General features: G+C 56.2%; 20 protein-coding genes. 12 read left to right on the top strand and 8 right to left on the bottom strand.

Annotated features, from left to right (window positions below):
• The first annotated feature begins 39 nt into the window (after positions 1 to 39).
• Genes hemA through LWH94_RS00795 form a run of 4 tightly spaced genes read left to right on the top strand, consistent with a single transcriptional unit; the run spans position 40 to position 4,013 of the window.
• Complete coding sequence (gene hemA, locus LWH94_RS00810) at positions 40 to 1,329, top strand: glutamyl-tRNA reductase (RefSeq protein ID WP_232900822.1); 1,290 nt, start codon at positions 40 to 42, stop codon at positions 1,327 to 1,329.
• Positions 1,326 to 2,414 (top strand): peptide chain release factor 1, encoded by a 1,089-nt coding sequence (gene prfA / locus LWH94_RS00805; protein ID WP_094624627.1) that lies wholly within the window; start codon positions 1,326 to 1,328, stop codon positions 2,412 to 2,414. Before hemA ends, prfA begins: the two co-directional genes overlap by 4 nt.
• Positions 2,404 to 3,258 carry a peptide chain release factor N(5)-glutamine methyltransferase gene (gene prmC / locus LWH94_RS00800; RefSeq protein ID WP_232900820.1) on the top strand — a complete coding sequence of 285 codons (855 nt, stop codon included), beginning with the start codon at positions 2,404 to 2,406 and terminating at the stop codon, positions 3,256 to 3,258. Before prfA ends, prmC begins: the two co-directional genes overlap by 11 nt.
• A gap of 11 nt (positions 3,259 to 3,269) precedes the next feature.
• The gene (locus tag LWH94_RS00795) at positions 3,270 to 4,013 is read left to right on the top strand and encodes a HesA/MoeB/ThiF family protein (protein WP_232900819.1); all 744 of its coding nucleotides are present in this window, start codon (positions 3,270 to 3,272) and stop codon (positions 4,011 to 4,013) included.
• A 149-nt stretch (positions 4,014 to 4,162) separates the two neighbouring features.
• Here LWH94_RS00795 and phrB read toward each other — a convergent pair whose 3' ends face one another.
• On the bottom strand, positions 4,163 to 5,554 hold the full coding sequence (gene phrB, locus LWH94_RS00790) for a deoxyribodipyrimidine photo-lyase (RefSeq protein ID WP_232900818.1): 1,392 nt from the start codon (positions 5,552 to 5,554) through the stop codon (positions 4,163 to 4,165).
• A gap of 138 nt (positions 5,555 to 5,692) precedes the next feature.
• On the opposite strand from phrB, the gene LWH94_RS00785 reads away from it, so the two are divergent.
• The 6 genes from LWH94_RS00785 to astD are packed head-to-tail and all read left to right on the top strand — an operon-like array spanning position 5,693 to position 11,376.
• Positions 5,693 to 6,511, top strand: coding sequence for a hypothetical protein (locus tag LWH94_RS00785; RefSeq protein ID WP_232900816.1), 819 nt, complete (start codon positions 5,693 to 5,695; stop codon positions 6,509 to 6,511).
• A gap of 23 nt (positions 6,512 to 6,534) precedes the next feature.
• Complete coding sequence (locus tag LWH94_RS00780; RefSeq protein ID WP_232900814.1) at positions 6,535 to 7,422, top strand: mechanosensitive ion channel family protein; 888 nt, start codon at positions 6,535 to 6,537, stop codon at positions 7,420 to 7,422.
• Positions 7,403 to 7,894 carry an ATP-dependent zinc protease family protein gene (locus LWH94_RS00775; RefSeq protein ID WP_058340344.1) on the top strand — a complete coding sequence of 164 codons (492 nt, stop codon included), beginning with the start codon at positions 7,403 to 7,405 and terminating at the stop codon, positions 7,892 to 7,894. Before LWH94_RS00780 ends, LWH94_RS00775 begins: the two co-directional genes overlap by 20 nt.
• A 2-nt stretch (positions 7,895 to 7,896) precedes the next feature.
• Complete coding sequence (rimK, locus tag LWH94_RS00770) at positions 7,897 to 8,802, top strand: 30S ribosomal protein S6--L-glutamate ligase (protein ID WP_058091875.1); 906 nt, start codon at positions 7,897 to 7,899, stop codon at positions 8,800 to 8,802.
• Positions 8,803 to 8,808: 6 nt separating this feature from the next.
• Positions 8,809 to 9,876, top strand: coding sequence for a succinylglutamate desuccinylase/aspartoacylase family protein (locus tag LWH94_RS00765; protein WP_058340343.1), 1,068 nt, complete (start codon positions 8,809 to 8,811; stop codon positions 9,874 to 9,876).
• 30 nt (positions 9,877 to 9,906) lie between these two features.
• Positions 9,907 to 11,376 carry a succinylglutamate-semialdehyde dehydrogenase gene (astD, locus tag LWH94_RS00760; RefSeq protein WP_232900813.1) on the top strand — a complete coding sequence of 490 codons (1,470 nt, stop codon included), beginning with the start codon at positions 9,907 to 9,909 and terminating at the stop codon, positions 11,374 to 11,376.
• A gap of 7 nt (positions 11,377 to 11,383) precedes the next feature.
• On the opposite strand, the gene LWH94_RS00755 is transcribed toward astD, so the two are convergent.
• The 7 genes from LWH94_RS00755 to LWH94_RS00725 form a co-directional block, all read right to left on the bottom strand.
• Positions 11,384 to 12,337 (bottom strand): biotin-dependent carboxyltransferase family protein, encoded by a 954-nt coding sequence (locus LWH94_RS00755; protein WP_232900811.1) that lies wholly within the window; start codon positions 12,335 to 12,337, stop codon positions 11,384 to 11,386.
• Positions 12,334 to 13,023, bottom strand: coding sequence for a 5-oxoprolinase subunit PxpB (pxpB, locus tag LWH94_RS00750; RefSeq protein WP_232900809.1), 690 nt, complete (start codon positions 13,021 to 13,023; stop codon positions 12,334 to 12,336). The genes LWH94_RS00755 and pxpB overlap by 4 nt, the downstream gene beginning before the upstream one ends.
• Before the next feature lie 26 nt (positions 13,024 to 13,049).
• On the bottom strand, positions 13,050 to 16,148 hold the full coding sequence (locus LWH94_RS00745) for a type I restriction endonuclease subunit R (RefSeq protein ID WP_232900808.1): 3,099 nt from the start codon (positions 16,146 to 16,148) through the stop codon (positions 13,050 to 13,052).
• Entirely contained in the window at positions 16,145 to 17,062 is a 918-nt protein-coding gene (locus LWH94_RS00740) for a virulence RhuM family protein (RefSeq protein ID WP_232900807.1), read from the bottom strand. Before LWH94_RS00740 ends, LWH94_RS00745 begins: the two co-directional genes overlap by 4 nt.
• Positions 17,063 to 17,216: 154 nt before the next feature.
• Complete coding sequence (locus LWH94_RS00735) at positions 17,217 to 18,407, bottom strand: AAA family ATPase (protein WP_232900805.1); 1,191 nt, start codon at positions 18,405 to 18,407, stop codon at positions 17,217 to 17,219.
• 1 nt (position 18,408) lies between these two features.
• The gene (locus tag LWH94_RS00730) at positions 18,409 to 19,509 is read right to left on the bottom strand and encodes a restriction endonuclease subunit S (protein WP_232900917.1); all 1,101 of its coding nucleotides are present in this window, start codon (positions 19,507 to 19,509) and stop codon (positions 18,409 to 18,411) included.
• Between the two features lie 14 nt (positions 19,510 to 19,523).
• Positions 19,524 to 21,086 carry a type I restriction-modification system subunit M gene (locus LWH94_RS00725; protein ID WP_232900803.1) on the bottom strand — a complete coding sequence of 521 codons (1,563 nt, stop codon included), beginning with the start codon at positions 21,084 to 21,086 and terminating at the stop codon, positions 19,524 to 19,526.
• Positions 21,087 to 21,478: 392 nt separating this feature from the next.
• Between LWH94_RS00725 and LWH94_RS00720 the strand changes: the two genes are divergently transcribed.
• Positions 21,479 to 22,456 (top strand): TAXI family TRAP transporter solute-binding subunit, encoded by a 978-nt coding sequence (locus LWH94_RS00720; protein ID WP_094624636.1) that lies wholly within the window; start codon positions 21,479 to 21,481, stop codon positions 22,454 to 22,456.
• 79 nt (positions 22,457 to 22,535) lie between these two features.
• Positions 22,536 to 24,731, top strand: coding sequence for a TRAP transporter permease (locus LWH94_RS00715; RefSeq protein WP_232900801.1), 2,196 nt, complete (start codon positions 22,536 to 22,538; stop codon positions 24,729 to 24,731).
• The last annotated feature ends 61 nt before the right edge of the window (positions 24,732 to 24,792 follow it).

The following is a 24,792-nucleotide window of genomic DNA, read 5'->3' as shown; positions in this document are numbered from 1 at the left end:
TGAATATCCACGACTGGAACAGGGTTATCTGACCATAAAATGGCGTTGCTGACACTGGGAATCAATCACCGAACCGCACCCGTAGAAATTCGCGAGCGTGTAGCGTTCACTCCGGAGCGGATGGCGGAAGCCTTTTCCGAACTGCGTGCTGCCTCCGGTGCCGGTGAGGCTGCCATTCTGTCTACCTGTAACCGTACCGAGCTGTACCTGGCCGGTGACGACGACTGCGCGCCTACCGTGCTGCGCTGGCTGGCGGGCTTCCACGACCTGGACGCAGCAGACCTGGAGAACGTGCTATACCTGCACCGGGATTCCGATGCCGTTCGCCACATGATGCGCGTTGCCTCCGGCCTGGACTCCATGGTGCTGGGCGAGCCGCAGATATTCGGCCAGCTGAAAGATGCCTATTCCCTGGCCCGGGAACACGGTGCCACCGGTTCCTTCCTGACCCGGTTGTTCGAACACACTTTCTCGGTTGCCAAGCGGGTGCGAACCCAGACTGCCATCGGCGAAAACCCGGTATCTGTGGCCTATGCCTCGGTCAGCATGGCGCACCATATCTTTGCGGACATGTCCCGCAACAAGGCCTTGCTGATTGGTGCCGGTAAAACCATCGAGCTGGTTGCGCAACACCTTGCAGAAGCCGGTGTGCGCCAGTTCCTGATTGCCAACCGTACCCTCGAGCGGGCCCAGTCCCTGGCCGAGGCCCACGGCGGCAAGGGCATTCTGCTGTCCGAGATTCCGGACCACCTGGCGGATGTCGACATTGTCATTTCCTCCACCGCCAGCCCGCTGCCCATTCTGGGCAAGGGTGCCGTTGAGCGGGCCCTGAAAAAACGCAAACACCGCCCGTATTTCATGGTGGATATCGCCGTACCGAGGGATATCGAACCGGAAGTTGCCTCGCTGGCAGACGTTTACCTGTATACCGTTGATGACCTCAAGCAGGTAATCGAAGAAAACATCCGCTCCCGGGAAGGCGCAGCCCGTGAGGCCGAAAACCTGATCAGCAGTGGCGTCCAGGATTTCCTGGAGCAGCTGCGGGCCCTGAATGCGGTTTCTACCCTGAAAGTCTTCCGTCAGCGGGCAGAAGTGATGCGCGATGCGGAAACCGAAAAAGCCCTGCGCGCCCTGCGCAACGGCGCAGACCCCGAGACAGTGCTGCGAAGCATGGCCCGGGGCCTGACCAACAAACTGCTGCACCAACCTTCCATCCAGGTTCGCAAGGCCATGGCCGAGGGCCGGACGGAAGTCACGGAATGTCTGAGGGAGCTCTACCAGCTGGATACGCTGGATGCGGACGAGCCCATCACCACGGAAAAACTATGAAGCCATCCATCCAGTCCCGCCTCGAACGTTTGGTAGAGCGGTTCGAGGAGGTGAGCGCACTGCTGAGCGATGCCTCCGTTATCTCCAACCAGGACAAGTTCCGTGAGTTATCCCGGGAGTTTGCCGAAATCGAGCCGGTGGTAAAGTGCTTCCAGTCCTGGCAACAGTCTCTCGACGACATCAGTGAAGCGAAAGAGCTGTTGAAAGACGGCGATGCCGACATGCGCGCCATGGCTGAAGAAGAGCTGGACGGCGCCGAAGCCCGCAGTGAAGAGCTGGATGAAGAACTGCAGCGCCTGATGCTGCCGAAAGACCCCAACGACACCAAGAACGTGTTCCTGGAAGTCCGGGCCGGTACCGGTGGCGATGAAGCCGCCATCTTTGCTGGCGACCTGTTCCGCATGTATTCCCGCTACGCCGAGAAACGCCGCTGGCAGGTAGAAGTGCTGAGCGAAAACGAAGGCGAACACGGCGGCTATAAAGAAGTGATTGCCCGGTTGTCCGGCGACGGCGTATACGGTGCTCTGAAATTCGAGTCTGGCGCGCACCGGGTACAGCGGGTACCGGAAACCGAATCCCAGGGCCGTATTCACACCTCCGCCTGCACCGTGGCGGTGATCCCCGAGGCGGATGAAGCCGAAGCCATCGAAATCAACAAGGCCGACCTGCGGGTGGACACCTTCCGTTCCTCCGGCGCCGGTGGCCAGCACGTTAACAAGACCGACTCCGCCATTCGCATTACCCACCTGCCGACCGGCATTGTGGTGGAATGCCAGGAAGAGCGCTCCCAGCACAAGAACCGGGCCAAGGCCCTGAGCCTGCTGGCGTCACGCCTGCAGAACGCCGAGCTGGAAAAACAGCAGAAAAGCATGGCGGAAACCCGTAAAAGCCTGGTGGGCAGCGGCGACCGCTCCGAGCGCATCCGCACCTACAACTTCCCCCAGGGCCGGGTAACCGACCATCGTATCAACCTGACCCTGTATAAGCTCGACGAAGTGATTGCCGGCGACCTGGATGCGGTGGTTCTGCCGCTGCAGCAGGAACACCAGGCTGAATTGCTGGCTGAACTGGCCAATGAGCAGTGAGCCCTCGCTGACCTGCGAAGCCCTTCTAAAAACCGCCGCCGACCAGATTGGCGGCGACTCGCCCCGGCTGGATGCCGAACTACTGCTGAGCCATGTAACCGGCCTGGGCCGAACCAGCTTCCGGGCCTGGCCCGAACGGGAAGTGCCGGCGGAACAGGCTGAGCGGTTTATGAACCTGGTGGCACAGCGCGCCAGTGGCCAACCGATTGCCTACCTGCTGGGCGAGCAGGAATTCTGGTCGTTACCCCTGAGAGTCAGCCCCTCCACCCTGATTCCCCGGCCCGATACCGAGTGTGTGGTAGAGGCCGCGTTATCACTGGAACTACCCGCTAACGCCCGGGTACTCGACCTTGGCACCGGCACGGGCGCCATAGCACTGGCCCTGGCCAGCGAACAGCCAGGCTGGCAAATCCTGGCCAGCGACCGGGTTGAAGAGGCAGTAGCCCTGGCCCGGGACAACAGCCAGAAACTGGGCTTGCCCATCACCGTAGTGCAGAGCCACTGGTTCGACCAGATTCCGGCTGGAAGCTTCGACCTTCTTATCTCCAACCCGCCCTACATCCCGGCCAGCGATCGCCATTTAAAGGAAGGCGATGTACGCTTCGAACCCGAGTCTGCCCTGGTGGCCGGAGAAGATGGCCTGGACGACATCCGCCTGCTGGTCACCGAAGGCCTGGACTGGCTCAACCCCAACGGCTGGATGTTGCTGGAGCACGGCTACGATCAGGGCGAAGCCGTGCGGGATTTGTTTGCCAAAGCCGGATGGCGCAACATAGAAACCCGTAAAGACTACGGCGGCAACGATCGCATGACCCTGGCCCGCAAGCCCGCCCGCGACCAATAGCGAGAACAACCATGCTCAGCGACGAAGAACTGCTCCGCTACAGCCGACAAATCCTGATGCCCCGGTTCGACATCGCCGGCCAGCAAAAGCTCAAAGCCGCCCATGTACTGGTCATCGGCGCCGGCGGCCTGGGTTGCCCCGTGGCACTGTATCTGGGCGCCGCCGGTGTCGGCCACCTGACCCTGGTAGACGACGACCAGATCGAACTGGCCAACCTACAACGGCAAATCGCGTTTCAGCAAAGCTGGATTGGTGATTCAAAAGCCGAGCGTTTGGCCGAGCGGGTGCGGGCCATCAACCCGGAGATTACCGTTAACGCCGTCAATCGCCGGGTGGATGGAGATGATCTGCGCCAGCTGGTGAGCGAATCCTCACTGGTGCTGGACTGCACAGACAACTTCAATACCCGTTTCGCACTGAATCGGGCTTCGGTTTCTTCGAAAGTGCCCCTTGTTTCAGGTGCGGCAATAAGAGGTGAAGGCCAACTCTCCGTTTACGACCCCGGCCAACCCGAAAGCCCTTGTTACCACTGTCTGTATCCCGAACAAGGCAATGAAGATCTGACTTGCTCGGAAGCGGGTGTTATAGCGCCACTGGTAGGTATGATCGGCTCAGCCCAGGCCATGGAAGCCATAAAGGTTATCTCAGAAGTGGGTAACCCACTGGTTGGTCGCTTGTTGATCCTCGACGCCTGGCAAATGGAATGGCGAGAAATGAAACTCGCAAAAGACCCAGACTGCCCGGTGTGCCGCTGACTTGGGTTGACTCCGGAGTGGGGCAGGGTTGGGTTCGCCTTTCCAAAAACCGCTCCTTACGGCACATCCATGTGGCGCTTCTGCTCCGCCATCCATGGCTCCGCAAATTTTTGGAAAGGCGAACCCAACCCCGCCCACCAGCTTCTGGGTTAGTCCTTTAGTGCCTGAAACCTTGCTATGGCTTCTTTTCGGGATTCTTTTAGATCGACAATTGGTCTGGGGTAGCCTTTCGGGATAACGCCCCCCTTGGATGGATCATGAATCCGCTTGTTATCCAGTTTGGCCAGCTCCGGCATCCACTGCCGGATAAACTCCCCCTTTGGATCAAACCGCTCACTCTGTGTGACCGGGTTAAACACCCGGAAATAGGGTGCTGCATCGGTGCCCGTTGAGGCACTCCACTGCCAGCCACCGTTATTGGATGCTAAAAAACCATCCACCAGATTTTGCATAAACCAGGCTTCGCCCAGTCGCCAGTCGATAAACAGGTTCTTGGTCAGGAACATGGCGGTGATCATTCGCAGGCGGTTGTGCATCCAGCCGGTTTCCTTCAGCTGACGCATAGCGGCATCGACGATCGGAATGCCGGTGCGGCCTTCTTTCCAGGCTTCAAAATTCTCGCCGGGTTTATTCCACACCAGAGCCTCGGTTTCCTCCTTGAACGCCCGCCCCATGCTTACTCTCGGGTAGTGATAAAGGATGTTTATGTAAAAATCCCGCCAGGCGATTTCGTTTATCCAGGTTTCGATGCCATCACCAGAAACGCCGGCCTGCCGGGCAGCAATCAGGCACTGTCTGCCGGACAGTACGCCGTTTGCCAGGTACGGCGATAGCTGGCTGGTGCCGTCCAGGGCCGGGAAGTCGCGATTGTCTTTGTAGTCTTTTGCTCGCTCGGCCAGGAATTCTTCCAGCTGGTCGTGGGCGGCGCCTTCTCCGGTGGGAACCAGGGGTTCCGGTGCATCGCTGAACGGTGCGGGTAGGGTGTCGGTCTGCTCAGGATGTACTTCAGGGCCCTGGGCTGAGGGCGCCGGGTACAGCGTGGGCTGGGTTTCTTCTATCCAGCTGCGCCAGCGCCGTGAAAACGGGGTAAACACCGAATAGGGTTCGTTCTGCTGGGTAAGTATCTGGCCCACCGGTGCCACGGTCTGGTCACGGTATTTGTTTACCTTGACAGACAGCTCGTCCAGGCGGTCGTGGACCTGCTTGTCGCGGCGGCGTTCGTTGATGCCGTACTCTTCGTTGAAGTGCAGGGCGCTAATGCCATGCTCTTTGCAGAAAGATTCAAGCGTGCCGAGGCTGTCGGCAAAGGTGTCAGCGTTCAGGAATGACAAGCCTATGCCCAGCCTGGCGAGCTGCCGGGCCAGGCTGTTGGCGTGTTCCAGCACAAATTGTACCCGGGCCGCAGACCAGTCGTGTTCCTGCCACTGTTTCGGGGTAACAATAAAGCAGGCTCGAACGGGATTGCCGCTGCGGCAGGCCGCAGTCAGGGCGGGGTTGTCGGCAAGGCGCAGATCGTTACGGAACCAGACCAGCTGTGTCATTGGAACATCCATTTTGGCCAGAGGGTGAATAAGGGTAATTACACTCTTAAATCATTGGCCTGTATATTCGCTGCCGGGGCGATACTGGATTATAGTTAAACATCACGGCCTGCCATGAAAAGGAGCATTTTCCGCAGCATGAGTGTTTACCCCGAAGGCCAGCGCGACGGTGTCTGGGCACACCCGTATCAACTGGCTTCCGGCCAGACCCAGCAACACCAGTTGGGGCATACGCATTTGTGGGTCACCCTGCTGGACCAGGAGTGGCAGGTGCGTTTTGTGGTGCAGCAGCCGGAAGATTCGGCAGACCCGCTTACCTGGTTCGAGACCATCGGCCACAGCCTGCCGTCGTCGGAAATCCCTGTACAGCGCTTCGTGCGTTCCGGTGATAACGGCGAGGTGTGTTTTATTCCCGCAATGGCCAGCTTGCCCACGGTAATCCGCCCGTCCCAGCCTTTAACGGTGCCGGCTGGTGGCCGCTGTGTGCTCTATGTGGGGACCAATCTCTGGATGAAGGTATGTGTGGGCGAAGGCCGTAGTGAGCTCACAGAAGTGCCGCTGGCGGTACCGTCACGAACCTGGCTTGGCCGGAACTCGATGGAGGGGGAAATCTGCTACGCCTCTTCCACCTATGGCCGGCTGGCCCTGGAGGCAGTACCGAAGCGGCCGTGGCGGGCGGTTACGCCGGTCACCATCATCAACCGCCGGGAAAGGCCTTTGTTGCTTGAGCGGTTCAGCCTGCCCACACCGCTGCTGTCGGTGTACCGTAATGGCCAGGGACTGCTCTGGACGCCGGGGATAACCGTCGAATGCGAAACGGATATGAACTCCGCCAGCCTGCGCATTGATCAATCGGCACCGCAGGCTGCCGGTGAATGCGAGTTGCTGGCACCGGCCAGGGAAAAACTCGCCAAGGGCCGGAGACTGGTGCGTGCGTTTGATCATATATTCGGTTAATCACGGCACAGGGAGCCGCGAAGGTGCTTGAAACGTTACAGACAACCATCGCACAGGTGATCGGCAGTATTGCCTGGGGCAAGTGGCTTTCGGCGGGCTTTTTGCTGGTGCTGGGTAGTGTGCTGGCCACCTTTGTTGCCCGCAGTGTCGGCCGCCTGGTAGAAGCCCGGACAACCCGCCATCACCAGGTGATGATCCGGCGGGTGTGCTTTTACCTGGTGTTTCTGCTGTTTGCCATTGCCGCGCTCAGGGAGGCCGGTTTCTCCCTGGAAGTGGTGCTGGGCGCCGCAGGTATTCTCACGGTCGCTATCGGCTTTGCCTCCCAGACCTCCGCCTCCAACATCATCAGTGGCCTGTTCCTGGTGATGGAAAAGCCGTTCGAGATTGGTGACACCATCGAGGTGGATGCCACCATCGGGGAAGTGGTGGCAATCGACCTGCTCAGCGTAAAGCTCAGGACGGCCGACAACCTGTACGTGCGCATCCCCAACGAAACCCTGATCAAAACCCGGGTGATCAACCGCTCCCGCTTTCCGATCCGCCGGATCGACCTGGTTCTGGGCATCGCCTACGCGGAGGACGTGGAAAAAGTGCAGGATTTGCTGCTGGAACTGGCGCAGCAGAACACCGTGTGCCTGGAAGAGCCGAAACCCTTTGTTCTGGTTACCGGGTTTGGGGCGTCTTCGGTCGATTTACAGTTCTCCTTCTGGGTGCCCAGAGAAGAATTCCTTGATGGCCGGGGCAGCATGATGATTGCCGTCAAAAAAGCCCTGGACGAGCACGGCATTGAAATACCTTTCCCCCATACCAGCGTGTATGCCGGTAGTCATTCCGAGCCCTTCCGGGTGCAATTGATGGCCCCGGAACAACAAAAAGATAAGGATTCCCCGGATGTCGACAGAAACGACTGAAGTGATCAAAACCACTCCGCCCACCGAAGCTGAAAACAAGGTGTCGCTTGGCTGGCGCGAATGGGTGGGCCTGCCGGACCTCGGCATTGGCCGGATCAAGGCCAAGGTAGATACCGGCGCGCGCACCTCGTGCCTGCACACTTTCCGGACCGAACCCTACACTGAAAACGGCGAGCGCCGGGTGAAGTTCTGGGTGCACCCGATACAGAACGACCTGCACCATGTGGTGGAATGCGACGCCCGGGTGCTGGATGAACGCACCGTGTCGGATTCCGGTGGCCACAAAGAACAACGGCTGGTGATCGAAACCACCCTGGTACTGGGTGACGAGAGCTGGCCCATTGAAATGACCTTAACCAACCGGGACTCCATGCGGTTCCGGATGTTGCTGGGGCGCACTGCCATGGCGGGGCGAACCACCATTTATCCCGAAGCTTCTTACCTTGCCGGCAAGCCGGCACCAAGGAACTGATTATGAAAATTGCGGTACTGTCGCGAAACCGTCACCTGTATTCCACCCGTCGCCTGGTGGAGGAAGGCATCAATCGTGGCCACGAAGTGAAGGTGATAGACGCGCTGCATTGCTCCATGAACATCACGTCTGCCAACCCGCTGATCCATTACCACGAAGAAGTGCTGGAAGACTTCGATGTGGTGATTCCGCGAATCGGCGCCTCGGTCACCTTTTACGGCACCGCGGTACTGCGCCAGTTCGAGATGATGGGTGTATTTCCACTCAACGAATCGGTGGCCATTACCCGCTCCCGTGACAAGCTGCGTTCCCTGCAGCTGCTGGCCCGTAAGGGCGTGGGCATGCCGGTAACCGGGTTTGCCAACAAACCGGACAACGTGCCGGAGCTGCTGAAGATGGTGGGTGGCGCGCCGGTGGTCATCAAACTGCTGCAGGGTACCCAGGGCATTGGTGTGGTGCTGGCGGAAACCCGCAAAGCGGCGGAGTCTGTGATTGAAGCCTTTATGGGCCTGAAAGCCGACATCCTGGTGCAGGAATTTATCAAGGAAGCCGGCGGTGCCGACATCCGCTGCTTTGTCATCGGTGACAAGGTTATCGCGGCCATGAAGCGCCAGGGCGCGGAAGGCGAATTCCGCTCAAACCTGCACCGGGGCGGCACCGCTTCGCTGGTGCGGATTACCCCGGAAGAGCGCCGCACCGCCATTACCGCGGCCAAGGCCATGGGCCTGAACGTGGCCGGTGTGGATTTGCTGCGTTCCAGCCGTGGCCCGCTGGTGATGGAAGTAAACTCTTCACCGGGCCTGGAAGGCATCGAGAATGCTACCGGCAAGAACGTGGCCGGCATGATCATCAACTGGACTGAAAAGAACTACAAACCCTGGAAAACCAAGACCCGGGGCAGAGGATAAGCGCGCATGGCAAGAGCACCGTTCGAGATTGCCGGAGTACAGGTAAAGCCGGGTACCCGTGTGACTGTGGAAGTTCCGGTAGCCAAACTCTACACCCACACCCCGCTGCATATTCCGGTGGAAGTGGTGCATGGCCGCCGTGACGGGCCTGTTCTGATGGTGTGTGGAGCGATTCATGGCGACGAGATCAACGGTGTGGAAATCATCCGCCGGGTACTGAAGAACGGCGCCTTGCGGCACCTTCGCGGCACCCTGGTGGCGGTGCCGATCGTCAACATTTTCGGCTTTGTGCAGCGCACCCGCTACCTGCCGGACCGGCGTGACCTGAACCGGTGTTTCCCCGGTAGCGAGAGCGGTTCGTTGGGTGGCCGTATTGCCTACCTGCTGCGCACCCAGATCATGGAAAACGTGACCCATATTATCGACCTGCACACCGGGGCCATTCACCGGTTCAACCTGCCACAGATCCGCGCCGAGCTGAAAAACCCGGAAACCTCCCGCATGGCAGACGCCTTTGGTGCGCCTATCATTATCAATGCCGGTTTGCGGGAAGGCAGCCTGCGGGCCTACGCCGACTCACTGGATATCCCGGTGATCACCTTTGAAGGTGGCGAAGCCCTGCGCTTTGATGATGTAGTGATTGCCAGCGGCGTAAAAGGCATCATCCGGGTGATGCGCGAGCTGGAAATGGTGCCTGCCAAGAAAGGCCCGAAAGCGCCGAAAAAACGCTCGGAAACCGCTGCGAACTCACAGTGGGTGCGGGCAGATATGGACGGCATCATGCGCCCGGTGGCCAGCCTTGGCCAGAAAGTGCGTAAAGGCCAGAAGCTGGCCATGGTGGCGGACCCCTTCGGCGAAACCGAAGTGGCCATTACCTCGCCCTGTTCCGGTATTGTTATCTGCGTGAATAACCTGCCGCTGGTGAACGAGGGCGAAGCCATCTACCACATCGCCCGCTTTGACGAGCTGGGTGAGGCAGAAAAAGCCATGGACTATTTCCGAAGCTCGTTCGAGAGTGAAGTATCGGAAGACGCAGTGGTGCCCGTACACCCGTGGGATGAACTGCAGAAATAGTTGTGATGGCCGCCCAAAGGAGTGCCAGATATGACATTACCGGTTCTTATCAATAACCAGTGGCAAGAAGGCAACGGGCCTTCGCTATCTTCCCTGAATCCGGCCACGGGAGAAGTGCTCTGGCAGGGTAATGCGGCCGATGAAGCCCAGGTGGCCAGTGCCGTAGAAGCCGCCCGGGCGGCCAGTACTGGTTGGTCCCGGGCCGGGTTTGAACATCGGGTGGCCATAGCCCGCCGTTTTGGCGAACTGCTGGGCGAAAATAAAGAAGCCATGGCCCGCTGCATCGCCTCGGAAACCGGAAAGCCGTTCTGGGAAGCCCTGACCGAAGTGGCGGCCATGATGGGCAAAATCGAAATTTCGGTGAAAGCCTACAACGAGCGAACCGGCCAGCGCAGTACCGATATGCCGGGCGCAAAGGCCGTGCTTCGGCACAAACCCCACGGCGTGGTTGCAGTATTTGGCCCCTATAACTTCCCCGGCCACCTGCCCAACGGGCATATTGCTCCGGCCCTGATTGCCGGCAACACCGTGGTGTTCAAGCCCAGCGAGCAGACGCCGGCCGTCGCCGGCAAAACGGCCGAGCTGTGGCTTGAAGCCGGGTTGCCCGCCGGAGTCCTGAACCTGGTGCAGGGCGCCAGGGAAACCGGCATCGCCCTGGCCAATCATCCGGATATTGATGGCCTTTTCTTTACCGGCAGCTCCCCGACCGGTGAAATTCTGCACCGGCAATTCGCCGGCAATCCGGGCAAAATCCTGGCCCTGGAAATGGGCGGCAACAATCCGCTGATTGTGGATGACACCGTAGACGTTACCGCCGCGGTGCATGAAACCATCCAGTCTGCCTACATCACTTCTGGCCAACGCTGCACCTGTGCCCGACGTCTGATGGTGCCGGCAGGAGAGTGGGGCGACAACTTCCTGGATGCCCTGGCCCGGGCCGTGGAAGCGATCCAGGTGAGTGGCGCCTTTGACGAGCCGGCGCCGTTTATGGGCAGTGTTATTTCCGAGGCGGCCGCGCAGGGTGTGCTTGAGGCCCAGAGCCGGCTGCTGGAACTGGGTGGCCGTGCACTGGTAGCGAGCCAGCACCTGAAACCCGGCACAGGCCTGCTGTCACCGGGGCTGATTGATGTCACCTCTGCTGTGAATGTGCCCGACGAAGAGATCTTCGGGCCGGTACTTCAGGTTTACCGCTACCAGGACTTTGACGAAGCGATTCGACAGGCCAACAACACCCGTTTCGGGCTGTCTGCCGGTTTATTCAGTGAAAGCCGGGAGCGCTTTGAAGATTTCTACGACCGGATTCGGGCCGGCATCGTTAACTGGAACAAACAGCTGACCGGTGCCTCCAGTGCCGCGCCCTTCGGTGGCATCGGCGCCAGCGGCAACCACCGTGCCAGCGCCTACTACGCGGCAGACTACTGCTCGTATCCGGTGGCGGGTATTGAGGCCGACAAACTGGCGTTGCCGGCCAGCCTGTCGCCCGGCCTTAAAATTACTTAAACAGGCTTTAGCGCCGGCTTCCGGTTGCGGCGAAGAAGGAGAGAAACTGTTTCTCCTCGATCTGAGCCTCGTGCAGCGTAACCGGCCGGAACCTGAGCGTTGTGCCCGGTGTTCGCTGGGCCAGGGCATCCAGGCTGCGGGGTGTAACGGCTCCGAGCTTTGGATATCCGCCGATGGTCTGGCGGTCATTGAGCAGCACGATGGGTTGCCCGTCGGCCGGAACCTGAATGGCGCCCAGGCTGGTGCCTTCCGATATCAGGCGTTCTCCCAGCGGTTCCAGTGCCGGGCCTTTCAGGCGCGCGCCCATACGGTCGGTTTGCCGGGTCAGGGTGTAGGGATTGTTGAAAAAGGTGTCGAGAACGGACGCAGGAAAACGGTCGACCTGGGCGCAAGGAATCACCGAAAGCACCAGCTCTTCCTTATAGTCCGGCCGCCAGCGCTCCGAGACTTTTCGGTTCAGAACCCTGGCGCTACCCGCGTGGCAGGGCAGGTGGTCGCCTTCCTGCAGTGGGCGACCGTCCTGATTCAGGCCTCCGAGGCCCTCCCGCGTAAACGTGGCACAGCTGTTACCTAGCCCCGGCGCTACCTGAAACCCGCCAAGCACTGCCAGATAGCTTCTTATCCCAACCTTCGGTGCACTGAGGGCAATTCTGTCGCCGGCCTGAATATTGATAACGCTCCAGAGCGGCCGGGACTCGCCGTTAACCCGGCATTGTACTTCTGCTCCGGTAATCGCGATCTGGGTAGCAAGGTGACTGGTGAACTCAACCCCGCCGAAGGTGATTTCCAGCGCGGGCGTGCCGAAGGGATTATCCAGCAACCGGTTGGCCCAGGCCCAGGCGTTGCGGTCCATGGCGCCGCCAGTCGCCAGCCCCAGGTGCATAACACCCCGACGCCCGCCATCCTGCAGCAAACTGAGAAAGCCGGGTTTTGTAAAAGTCAGGCCTGGCTGGGTGCTCATAGCTGGCCTCCGAGTGCCAGGTATTCCTCCCGGCCGATGGGCCGAAAGCGAACCCGCTGGCCGGCTTGCAGCAGGGAAGGCTGGCCCCGGCCAGGATCAAACAGCGTCAGAGGCGTTCGGCCGATCAGGTTCCAGCCACCGGGGGACTGCAGCGGATAGATGGCGGTTTGGGTATCTGCAATGCCCAGGGTTCCGGCTGGTACCCTGGCGCGTGGCGTTGCCAGGCGAGGCGTTGCCAACTCCGCCGGTACTTCGCCCAGATAGGCAAACCCGGGCGCAAAGCCGATGGCAAACACGTAGTACTCTTCAGCAGAATGCTTCTGGATGACCTGTTCCCTTGATAACCCGGCCCTGGCCGCAACCGCGTCGAGGTCCGGCCCTGTGGAGGGATCATAGTAAACCGGAATTTCAACAACACCGCCTTTGGCCGCGTTGGTTGCAACCTCGGGAAGTGTTGCTAACGCGTCGGTGATATCCGCCACCAGCGAGGCCAGGTCATCTTCCAGCAAGTTGTAGCGCAGCAGCAGCGTGGTATAGGAAGGCACCATATCGATCAGCCGGGGCCCCAGCCTGTGCGAAAGTGCCTGGGCGGCCCGCTGGATCCGCTCGGTCAGCGCAATATCAATAGCGTCACCGAAGTGAAGCGTAATGGTATCAACGCCGGTTACTTCATATCGCCAGAACATTGCGGCTGTTCTCCGGAAAAAAATCCCTAGACCTTCCCGCCCACGCCTTTGAACTTCTCTACAAACGCCGAAACTTTTTCGAAAACGCTTTGTTTCTTGGTGAGGTATTGCGGGTTCAACGGGCTCATTTTCGGCAGAATGTTATTGAGCTCCGTGCCATTGTCGCTGGCATGCTCTCGTTTCAAAGACGTGGCGATGTAGCGCCTGGCCGCTTCCGCGTTGAGCTTCTCGGCCGTAATCAGTGCCTGTGCTTCACGCTGTTGTTCGGATCGTGCGTAAGTGAAGAATGCGTCAATGACACTCGCTTTGTCTGGAATCTCATCCAGATCTGCTTGGTTGATAAAATCGACCACCAAACTTTCCTTGGCTCTGTTGCCAAGGCTGGCCCGAATCAGGCGGCGCACTTCGTCAATCAGGTCTGACTTGCTTTTAGTTTTCTTATTGTGCTCAAAGATCAGCTCCAGAATGTAGTCCAGATTGATTTCCTGTGACTTGAGCAGATCCACCTCGAAGACCACATCATCCCATTCGATGCTGGACTGGTTGTTATCGTTGCCGGCTTTTTCGCGGCGCAACCAGTCGCGAATGTCGTTGTAGGTGGAGCGATAATCCTGAATCTTGCGCTCGGAGGGTAATCGGATGTTCTGTAAGACGGCGAGATCATCATCGCTCAGATAATGTTTCGCCTTGAATGCCTCCACCTCTTCAGGGTCACTTGTATCAATCGTTTGCAGCGCTTTCAGGCTGGCAAATTCATCGAAATTCTGCAGAATGTTTTCAACGCGCAGGTACTCGCCGAACAGCTTGGCAAACGCCTTCTTATCTTTTTCTTTGATAATCTCATCCGGGGCAGGGAAGCGCTGTTCCAGCTCCGCTACCACAGTCATGAAGCCCCGCCGTGCTTCGCCGGTGACGAGATCGGTGAAGCCTTCCATGTATTCCTTATAACTCTTCTCCAGCACCACGTTCTTGGTGTTTTTGTCGCCAAACAGTGTGATGGCGTCAATGGTCGCTTGCTCCAGATCACGGAAGGTTACGATATTGCCAAAGGTTTTGGTGGCGTCATAAATCCGGTTGGTGCGCGAAAAGGCCTGGATCAGGCCGTGGTAGCGCAGGTTCTTATCCACGAACAAGGTGTTGAGCACTGGCGCATCAAAGCCGGTCAGGAACATGCCCACCACAATTAACAGGTCGATGTCTCTGGTTTTAACGCGCTTGGCCAGATCGCGGTAGTAGTTCTGGAAGCCGTTGCTGTCGACACTGAAGCTGGTTTTGAATAAAGCGTTGTAGTCGGCAATCGCGGCGTTTAAAAACTCCTTGGCGCTGCTGTTCATAGCCGAGACTTCAAAGCTCTCGTCAGCAATATCGCCAATGGCATCCTGTTCCTCGTTGGCGGCAAAGGAAAAAATGGTGGCAATTCTGAGTGGTTTATCACTCTCGGCTTGAAGTTTGTTCAGCGATTCATAATAGAGCTTTGCGGCGTCCACGCTGCTGACGGCAAACATTGCGTTAAAGCCTATGGCACCCGCTTGTAAACGATGGGTCTTCTGCCGATAGTGATTCAGAATGTACTGCGACACTTCCCGGATACGTTCGGGGTGCAGCAAGGCCTGCCGATTTTCCGCTGCCGTCAGTTTTGTCTCGTCCTGCTCGGTTTCAATGGCTTTGAACTGGGGGCGCACATCGTTGTAGTCCACCTTGAACTTGAGCACCTTTTCATCGCGAATGGCGTCGGTGATCACATAGGAGTGCAATTCACGACCAAACACGCTGGCGGTGGTTTCTGCACCCAGAGCGTTCTGGGGGAAAATGGGGGTGCCGGTAAAGCCGAACTGATAGAACCGCTTGAACTTCTTCTTAAGGTTTTTCTGGGCTTCACCAAACTGACTGCGGTGGCACTCGTCAAAAATAAACACGACTTGCCTGGTGTAAATTGGCAGGTCGTTTTCGCTCTTCATCAGGTTATTGAGCTTTTGAATGGTGGTGACGACGATCTTGTTATCTTCTTTGTCCAGATTGCGCTTCAGCCCTGCGGTGCTGTCCGAGCCGTTGACGCTATCGGGGGAGAACCGCTGGTACTCCTTCATGGTCTGGTAGTCCAGATCTTTCCGGTCCACCACAAAGAATACCTTGTCGATAACGTCCAGCTCGGTGGCCAGTCTTGCTGCTTTGAAGCTGGTCAACGTCTTGCCGGAGCCTGTGGTATGCCAGACATAGCCCCCGCTTTCTGGCTTGCTCCAGTTCTTGCTCGCATGGGAGCTTTTTATTTTCCACAGGATACGTTCGGTCGCGGCAATCTGGTACGGGCGCATTACCAGCAGGGTGTTGCTGACATCGAAAACCGAGTATTTCAACAGCACTTCCAGCAGAGTGTTCCTCTGAAAGAAAGTGGTGGTGAAGTCTTTCAAATCCTTGATCAGGCTGTTGTCGGCCTTTGCCCAATGCATGGTGAAGTCAAAGTTGTTCTTGTCCCGCTGGGTGGTGTTAGCAAAGTAGCGGGTATCAGTACCATTGGAAATCACAAACAGCTGCAGATACTTGAACAGGGAATGCTCGCTGTTGAAGCTCTCTTTGCTGTAGCGATGTACCTGGTTAAAGGCCTCGCGAATGGCTACACCGCGTCGTTTCAGTTCCACCTGCACCATGGGCAATCCATTGACCAGAATGGTGACATCGTAGCGATTGGCATGGCTCCCAGTTTGCTCAAATTGCTTGATGACCTGTAGCTTGTTGCGGGTAACGTTCTTTTTATCCAGTAGGTAAATGTTCTGGATTCGGCCATCATCGAATACAAAGTCGTGAATATAGTCGTTGTGAATTTTGCGGGTTTTATCGATGACGGTTTCACTGGGCCGATCCAGAAAAGTTTCCACAAAGCGCTGCCATTCGCTCTCGGAAAACTGCAGTTTGTTCAGGGTTTGTAGTTGCTGGCGCACATTGGCCAGCAGTGCATCCGGGGAGTTGAGGTCCGGCAGATATTCATACCCCTGGTTTTCAAGGTCGGCTATAAATTCCCGTTCCAGGTCGTATTCACTTTGATAGGTTTCACTAAGCTGAACGCACTTGGTATATCTATCCAGAACGATAAATTGATTGGTTTCGGCAATGGCCTTGTAGTCAATCACGTATCCGCGTCCTTTCTTTGAAGCAGCTTTTTCACTTCGCGATCGAAGTCCGATTCGATGTGTTGCTGCTTGTTGAACTTGTCATACTCCGCAAAGGCCTTTTGCTCAGCCTGCTTTCTGCTAACGGTGCCGTAGCCTTCCAGTATGCGGTACTCATTGAAGGCAAGAAATTTGTTGACGCTCTCAGCAAAGCTTTCCATCGTGAAACTGTTTCGCCGCTCGATGATGCCTTCGATATAGTCGAAAAAAGCCGAGACTGCCCGCTCGAGTTTTTTGATCTCGGCTTCGCTCAAATAATTCTTCGCGACCACGGTATCTGACTTTAACACCCGGCCAGCCGGTGCATTTTTGTACGTGTTCATGCCCATCAAAGGCTTGCTGGCATCGGCTTTGAGTGAAATGATTTCTGCGGCGGTGTGGCCAGTAATGGCGTAATGAAACTTGTCCTGAACGTGGGCATAGAACAACTGGGTGGTTTTCGATCTGGGGTCGTAATCAATGCTGCATTCAGCAAAAATATCGGTAATCTTCTGGTAGATGCGCCGCTCACTGGCTCGAATGGAGCGCACCCGCTCCAGTAATTCGCGGAAGTAATCTTTACCAAAGTAGCGGCCATTTTTCAGGCGCTCATCATCCATGGCAAAGCCCTTGATGATGTACTCTTTGATCAGCTGCGTCGCCCAGATGCGGAATTGGGTGGCCTGTGCCGAGTTGACCCGGTAGCCAACCGAAATCACGGCATCCAGGTTGTAGTATTTGACCCTGTTAGTCTGGGTTTTCCCGGCCACAGCGCCGTGTTCAGTGGTATGTTCCAAAATGGAACATACCACTGATTCCTCTAACTCTCCGCTTTCAAAAATGTTCTTCAGGTGCTTGGTAATTGCCGGGCGCTGCACACCAAACAGCTCAGCCATTCTTTCCTGAGTCAGCCAGATGGTCTCATTGCTGAGCACCACCTCTACCTTTATCTTGCCGTTGGGTGCGGTGTAGAGCAGAAATTCTGTGGTTTGATCTTCCAGACTTAGATTGGGCACAGGGTTCCTTCCTTATGCATTAATGTCAGTGAGTTCAGTCATTGGCTTCGACCTGCTTCCAAAAGCCATATTCATTCTTCAAGTGATTAAGCAGTAACTTAACAGTCTGCTTCTCGGGTTCTGTTGGCTCGGTGACCGTGTCATTTGTCAAGGTTGAATGACTGGAGAACTGGATGATGCGGTTCAAATACGCCTGCTGGTCACCCGGTAAGAGCTCAGACCATTTCGGATAACCGAGGAAGCTTGCTGTTTTCTCGTACAGGTTACGCAAGAGCGTAAAATGGTACCTTTGCACCTGGTTTTCCGCGACTGCCTGCTCAAGAACCTGTTTTAGATATAGATGGTAGGAAAAGCTCTGGTTGGAATCCCCATATTTGGTGTTCAGAAGGTAGCTGCCATTCTCAAAACGTTCCAGTAGATAGCAGCCTTCTTTTTTACCATTTTTGTTCAAACCAAGTTCATTATGGAGCACGTTATAAAAAAGAGGGCTGTGAGTTGTGATAATAAACTTCAGCCCAGACTGACTGGATTTGATCAAGCCCGCCAAGTTGACGGCCAACTCAATCAGATGATTTTCATCCAGTGAGCTGACCGGATCATCAATAAAGACATATTCCAGCTGGTCAAACTGGTTTGTCTCACGCTCAGTGGGCTCAGCAACGTTGAGAATTGTAATAACCTGATCCAACAGGGTGTAAAAAATGCTCCAGATAAAGTTGCTCTCTTCACCTTTGGAGATTTTCAGGTTGCCGGAATGTTCGTTATCGCCACGCTCAAGTGAAAAGGCCACTTCGGTCAAGTCTTCGCTAAAATGCGGGGTTAATTTATCATTGGCATAATGTTGAAAGTATTTAATAATATTCGCATCTTGCCCCAAGTCTTTTAGTAGCGTAAGCAGCCAGTCGGTGTAGGTGTTGGGCTGGATTTTCAGCTTAGGGGCGGAATCCCCTTCCAGATCGTTATCCCAGTAAAAGAGATCCTCAGTGAAAGCGTTATAATACAGGATCTTTTCCCGGGGCGATGTTTGGTCTCCATCGTTACTGATTTTCGAAGTGATATTTCTCTTGAATTCACGGGACAGGCGCGTTTTCCCTGTCCCGTTAAAAGCATAGATGATTTGTACTTTTGGGACCTGTGCTGTTACCTGAACTTTGGTCGTTTTCTTACTCCTGACCTGCCTTGGTGTGCTCAACTGCTTTGCGATGTCCGTCAGTGTCTTGCCCATATCAGTTAGCCACCTCGACAGACTCGGGGAAGCTCATCAATAGGTCCCGATAGTATTCATATTGCTTCTGGCTCAATTCGATTTCTCGGGGTAAGCCTTGGCTGATAGAGCTTATCAGGGTATCGAATTTGTCGAGGATGACTGCTATGCGCGCCTGTTCTTCAAGCGATGGCATAGGTATTGGGAAATTTAAAAACATTGGCCTACGAAGGGAGGTGACTGATGAGCTAACCGATGCTTTTTGGATGTACGCGTGAAAGTATGCTGCTATGTAGTGATATACAAATCTTGGTTCCATAAATTCATTTGGGACAATGCGATACGCTCGCTGATGCAATGCATATTTCCCTTGGGCATAATGGAATACTTTTCCTACCCCAGCGCCGTCTCCAGCAGTGATGATTGCGGTTTCATCAAAGTCAAATACGTTCAGTCTTAACGGATCTCGACCGCGCGCATAAAAAACATAATCACCATCCTCTATGGCATCTTTTGTATCATGATTACCCGTACCGATTACGGCCACCTCTCCAAGATTAGTCCATTTTATATCGATGCCTTCAAAACTCAGAAGCTTTTCACGGTAGTAGTTGAACTGTTTTTTTCTTAAGGTAAGCTCGGCTGTAAGCTCGGCTGTAAGGGAGGTAAATGCGTCCAAAACTCGGACGAGTTCTGCTTGAATCTCAAGGGATTTTTCAGGGTCTTCTGAGCACGGGATGGGGACCTGAATTTGATTCAAGATTGCCTGTGTCAGGCTGGGCCTTCCCGACCCAGTATCCAAAGCCATCAAATCGATGGTTTTAATAAAATAGTACAGAAACTTTGGAACCATTTTGTTGGTGTCGATTTCTGTGTAATAAATCGTGTCGACATTCCAGAAGGGTGTCTCGACATAGAAAATATTAGTGATCGAGCCTTTTCTGGGTATCAGGACTGTTGGTTTGTCGTAGGAACACTCACCGACATAACCCATGATACCCCCGGAGCCATAGACAGGAATTTCGCCTAAACTAAGGCCTTTCCAGTCCTTGCCATGCTTGATCTTGGCGATACTATGTAACGGCTGCCACTTTACTGATCTGCCATCCAGCAGTTTCTCCATAAAACTCACGTGGCTCATACCTCCGGCCCTACACCTTCAATCTCCGTCACAATGGCATCAATCTCGGTGCGCAGTTGGTCGATTCTGGCCACGGTGGTTTTCAGCTGAGCATTGAGCTTAGCAATGTCGATCTGCTCCCGTGTGTCTTTGGCTTCTACATAGCTGCTTACCGACAGGTTGTAGTCGTTGTCGGCGATCTCCTCAAGCGGCACGGACCGTGCAAAGTGCTCAATGTTTTCCTTGCGGTCGAACGCCTGCATGATGTCTTCAACATGCTGATCGGTCAGGAGGTTGGTATTGGTTTCTTTTTTGAAGTACGCCTCGCCGCTGGCATCAATGAACTGTGTGGTCGTGTCAGTTTTGTGTTTGGATAACACCAGGATGGTGACCGCGATGGTGGTGCCATAAAACAGGTTGGGGGCGAGCGAGATCACCGATTCTACGTAGTTGTTGTCTACCAGGTACTGACGAATTTTCTTTTCAGCACCGCCCCGGTAGAAAATGCCAGGGAAGCAGACAATCGCTGCACGGCCTTTAGCCGATAGATAGCTGAGCGCGTGCAGCACAAAGGCAAAGTCGGCTTTGGATTTAGGGGCCAGCACCCCGGCCGGGGCAAAGCGGTCATCGTTTATTAAGGTAGGGTCGTCGCTGCCGATCCATTTCACCGAATAGGGTGGATTGGAGACGATGGCGTCAAAGGGTTTTTCATCGCCAAAATGCGGATCGGTCAGGGTGTTGCCCAGCTGCACGTTGAACTTGTCGTAGTTGATGTTATGCAAAAACATGTTCATGCGAGCCAGGTTGTAAGTGGTGTGGTTAATCTCCTGGCCGAAGAAGCCCTCTTCAATAATATGGGCATCGAAGTGCTTCTTTGCTTGTAGCAGAAGCGAGCCGGACCCACACGCAGGGTCGTAAATCTTGTTAACGCTGGTTTGCTTATGCATGGCGATCTGTGCAATCAGTTTTGATACATGCTGCGGGGTAAAAAACTCGCCACCGGACTTGCCTGCATTGGCTGCGTAGTTGGAGATCAGGAATTCGTAGGCATCGCCAAACAGATCGATATGGGCACTGTCAAAATTCCCGAAATCCAGGCCGGCTACACCTTTGAGCACAGCCGCCAAGCGGTAGTTCTTTTCCTTAACGGTGTTGCCGAGTCGGTTGCTGGTGGTGTCGAAATCGGCAAACAGGCCCTTTATGTCGCCCTCCGATGGGTAGCCGTTAGCGGAGGCTTCGATGGCAGCAAAGATGGCCGCGAGATCGGTATTCAGGCTTTCGTTGTTGTTGGCACCCTTGGCAATATTGACGAACAGCTGGCTTGGGTAAATGAAGTAGCCCTTGGTTTTGATGGCATCGTCTTTGATGTCCGGCGTGATGACGCTGTCGGGCAGCTCTGCGTAGTTGATGCTGTCGTCATCGGCCTCGATGTAACTGGCAAAATTCTCGCTGATAAAGCGGTAAAACAGGGTGCCCAGCACATACTGCTTGAAGTCCCAGCCGTCGACAGAGCCACGTACGTCGTTAGCGATCGCCCATATCTGGCGTTGCAGGGCTGCGCGTTGTTGGGTGCTTGTCATTCGGTTTTCCTGTTTCAATCCGGTTTAAATCGCCGTCGGCTCAAATCTGAGGTGGGTAGTATACGAGATAAGGCGCACCAAACTCATCGTTCGTTGCTCGCTACAACACGGGAGGGCATTGATGTCGGGAGTTGAAAAGCAACTCTACAGACTAACTGTCTAGTGAAACAGTAGTTGGTAGCTGGGGCAATGGGTGGATATTCACCCATTGCCAGGTTCCTTGTGGGTGGTTAACCACCCAAGAATAGTTGGTTGTTTTTCTGTCGATATTTCAATTCTTTGTTTTATAAGTATTTTTCCTGACTGGCCCGCTACTTGCTCCCTTATTTTCTAGCGAGGCCATCATGGTCTCTCCAGCACCCAACCAACAAAATGAATCGGGAGCATTCTTTATGAAACTTCAAACCGTTCTGGCGGCTGCGCTCGCCACCTCCGTTGTTGCAGGCCCTGTGGTTGCCCAGGACCGTGACGGCTGGCCGGATAACTTCACTGTCGGTACGGCCAGTCAGGGCGGCACCTACTTTGCCTACGGCTCTGGCTGGGCGAACTTCGTGGCTGAGAACCTGGGCGTATCCGGCGGTGCCGAAATCACCGGCGGCCCGGTTCAGAACATGGCGCTGGTGCACACCGGTGACCTGAAGTTTGGCCTGACCACCATGGGCCCGGCCCGGGAATCCCGTGACGGCGAAAGCCCGCTGGCTCCGGGTATGAAGATGGATAACGTGTGCGCGATGTTCCCGATGTATGAAACCCCGTTCTCCATTACTGCCCTGTCCAGCTCCGGCATTGCGTCTATCTCTGATATCCCGGATGGCGCCACCATCGGCTTTGGCCCGGCCGGTTCAACTTCTGACACCTACTTCCCGCGCATGATGGAAACCCTGGGTGTGAAGTTCGAGCGTCGTAACGGTAGCTGGTCTGATCTGGGCGGCCAGCTGCAGGATGGCCTGATTGATGTAGTGGCCTTTGCCGCCGGTATTCCGATTCCGGCTGTTAGCCAGCTGGAAGTGCAGACTGACGTGAACATCATCGGCATGAACGATGACGAGGCGAAGAAAGTGATCGAGAACTTCCCGGTCTCCGAGTTCATCATCCCGGCCAGCACTTACCAGTCCCTGGAGGAGCCGTCCCGCGTGGTGTCCATGTGGAACTTCGCCATGGTCAACTGCGACATGCCGGAAAGCTTTGTGTATGAAATCACCAAGCTGACCATGGAAAACAATGACAAGATGGTGTCTATCCACAAAGCCGCCCGTCATTCCATTCCCGAGAACTACACCAAGAACAACGTGCTGCCCTGGCATCCGGGTGCTGCCCGCTGGTTTAACGAAAACGGTTACACCATCGAAGCAAGCGCCATCAAGCAGTAAGGCCTGAGCCCGGGGTGCCTGCATGGCGCCCCGGGACTGGTTGTTCGAATTACCGCCTTACCTCCAGGCAGGACTTAACATGACCAAAGAACACACGCATTCCGAGGGTGAACAGCAACTGGCTGAGAACCTGACGATCAACGAAGACCACCTGCTTGCCCACAACGTGGATGAAGAGCCGGTTGAAGCTAACCGACGCTTGTTCACCGGGTTGCTGCTCAAGTTTGTGGTGATGCTGGCCATCGCTTACTCGGTGTTCCACCTGTACACCCTGAACGTAGCGCCCATGGAAACCTGGTCGTTCCGGATTGTGCACGTTGCCGGTGCCCTGGTGCTGGGCTTTATCCTGTTTGCCGGCGCCCGTTTTGTATCGGCCGAGGAAGGCCCCGCCCGACACAGGTGGACCACCTGGATTGCCGGCGCAGCGATGATTCCTGCGTTGTACGCCCTGTATCAGACATGGTCGTTCAACCAGATGATCCAGAGCGGCACCATGCGTATTCCGGCCGAGCTGGAAACCTGGCACTTCGGCTGGCCGTTGCTGGCGGCCTCTGCCATTGGCATTGTGATGAGCTGGTTTCACCAGCGTGACCGCGCCCGCTTCAGCGTGCCCGACCTGGTTCTGATAGTGTGCTCCGTGGCGGTTGCCGCGTACCTGCTGATTGTCTTTAACACTTCCATGCGGATGACCACCGGCACGGCGTTTGCCCCGGTCGGCATTTCCTTTGCCGCAGTTGCCGGCACCGCGCTGATTATGGAACTGACCCGCCGGGTGGCTGGCCTGGCCCTGGTGGTTATCGGGCTGGTGTTCCTGGTTTATGTGTTCGCCGGGCCGTACCTTCCGGGCTTCCTGGGCTATCCGGGGCTGTCTGCCCAGCGCTTTTTCAGCCAGGTGTACACCGATGCGGGCATTCTTGGGCCCACCACAGCGGTGTCGTCTACCTACATTATTCTGTTCATCATCTTTGCGGCCTTTTTGCAGGCCTCCAAGGTGGGTGACTACTTTGTGAACTTTGCCTTTGCGGCAGCCGGTCGCTCCCGTGGTGGCCCTGCCAAGGTGGCGATCTTTGCCTCCGGCCTGATGGGCATGATCAACGGCACCAGTGCCGGTAACGTGGTGTCTACCGGTTCCCTGACCATTCCGCTGATGAAGCGGGTAGGGTACAGCAAGGAATCGGCCGGTGCGGTGGAAGCTGCAGCGTCTACCGGTGGCCAGATCATGCCGCCGATCATGGGTGCCGGCGCCTTCATCATGGCGGAGATTACCGGTATTCCCTATACCGAGATTGCCATTGCCGCGATTATTCCGGCCATCCTGTACTTCGCGTCTGTGTTCTTCATGGTGGACTTTGAAGCCAAGAAGCTGGGCATGCGCGGTATGCGCAGTGACGAACTGCCGAACCTGCGGCTGATGATGCGCCAGGTGTACCTGTTTGCGCCGATCATTATCCTGATTGTGGCGCTGTTCCAGGGCTACTCCGTGATCCGGGCCGGCACCCTGGCGACCGTATCTGCAGCGGTGGTGAGCTGGATTTCGCCCAACAAGATGGGTTTGAAGTCTATTCTTCGGGCCTTTGAAATTGCTGCCTACATGTCTATCCAGATCATCGTGGTGTGTGCCGCGGCCGGTATCATTGTGGGGGTTATCTCCCTGACCGGTGTGGGTGCGCGTTTCTCGGTGCTGCTGCTGGATGTGGCTGCCCACAGCCACCTGCTGGCACTGGTGTTTGCCATGTTCATCTCGATCTTGCTGGGTATGGGCATGCCAACCACGGCCGCCTATGCGGTGGCTGCCTCTGTGGTAGCGCCGGGCCTGGTGCAGCTGGGTATCGAGCCGCTGACCGCGCACTTCTTCGTGTTCTACTTTGCCGTGGTGTCTGCCATCACGCCGCCGGTTGCCCTGGCGTCTTACGCTGCGGCCGGTATTTCCGGTGCCAATGCCATGTCTACCTCGGTAGCGTCGTTCCGTATCGGTATTGCCGCGTTCATCGTGCCGTTCATGTTCTTCTATAACGGCGCGCTGTTGATGGAAGCCGGCTGGGTCGAGATTGCCCGGGCACTGGTTACCGCTACCTTTGGCGTGTACCTGTTGTCTGCCGGTGTGCTGGGCTGGTTTGCCCGCTCTGCCGCCCCGGTTCTGGTGCGCCTGTTGCTTGTCGCCGCTGCGCTGATGACCATCGAAGGCGGAGTGTGGACAGACCTGGCCGGTATCGGGCTTGCGGTGGTGGCGTTCCTGATCCAGCGCAAGCGGGCACCCGGGTTGGCTGCGGCCTGATATGGCAAGGCAAGGGCAGGGCAGCGGTCATGACGGCCTGTTGTCCTGCCCGGATTCCGGC

Origin of the sequence: Marinobacter sp. G11, assembly GCF_021282325.1 — a bacterium.
GTDB classification, from domain to species: Bacteria; Pseudomonadota; Gammaproteobacteria; order Pseudomonadales; family Oleiphilaceae; genus Marinobacter; species Marinobacter vinifirmus.
Note: the sequence above shows the minus strand (reverse complement) of the source record. Positions and strands in the feature narration are given on the sequence as shown.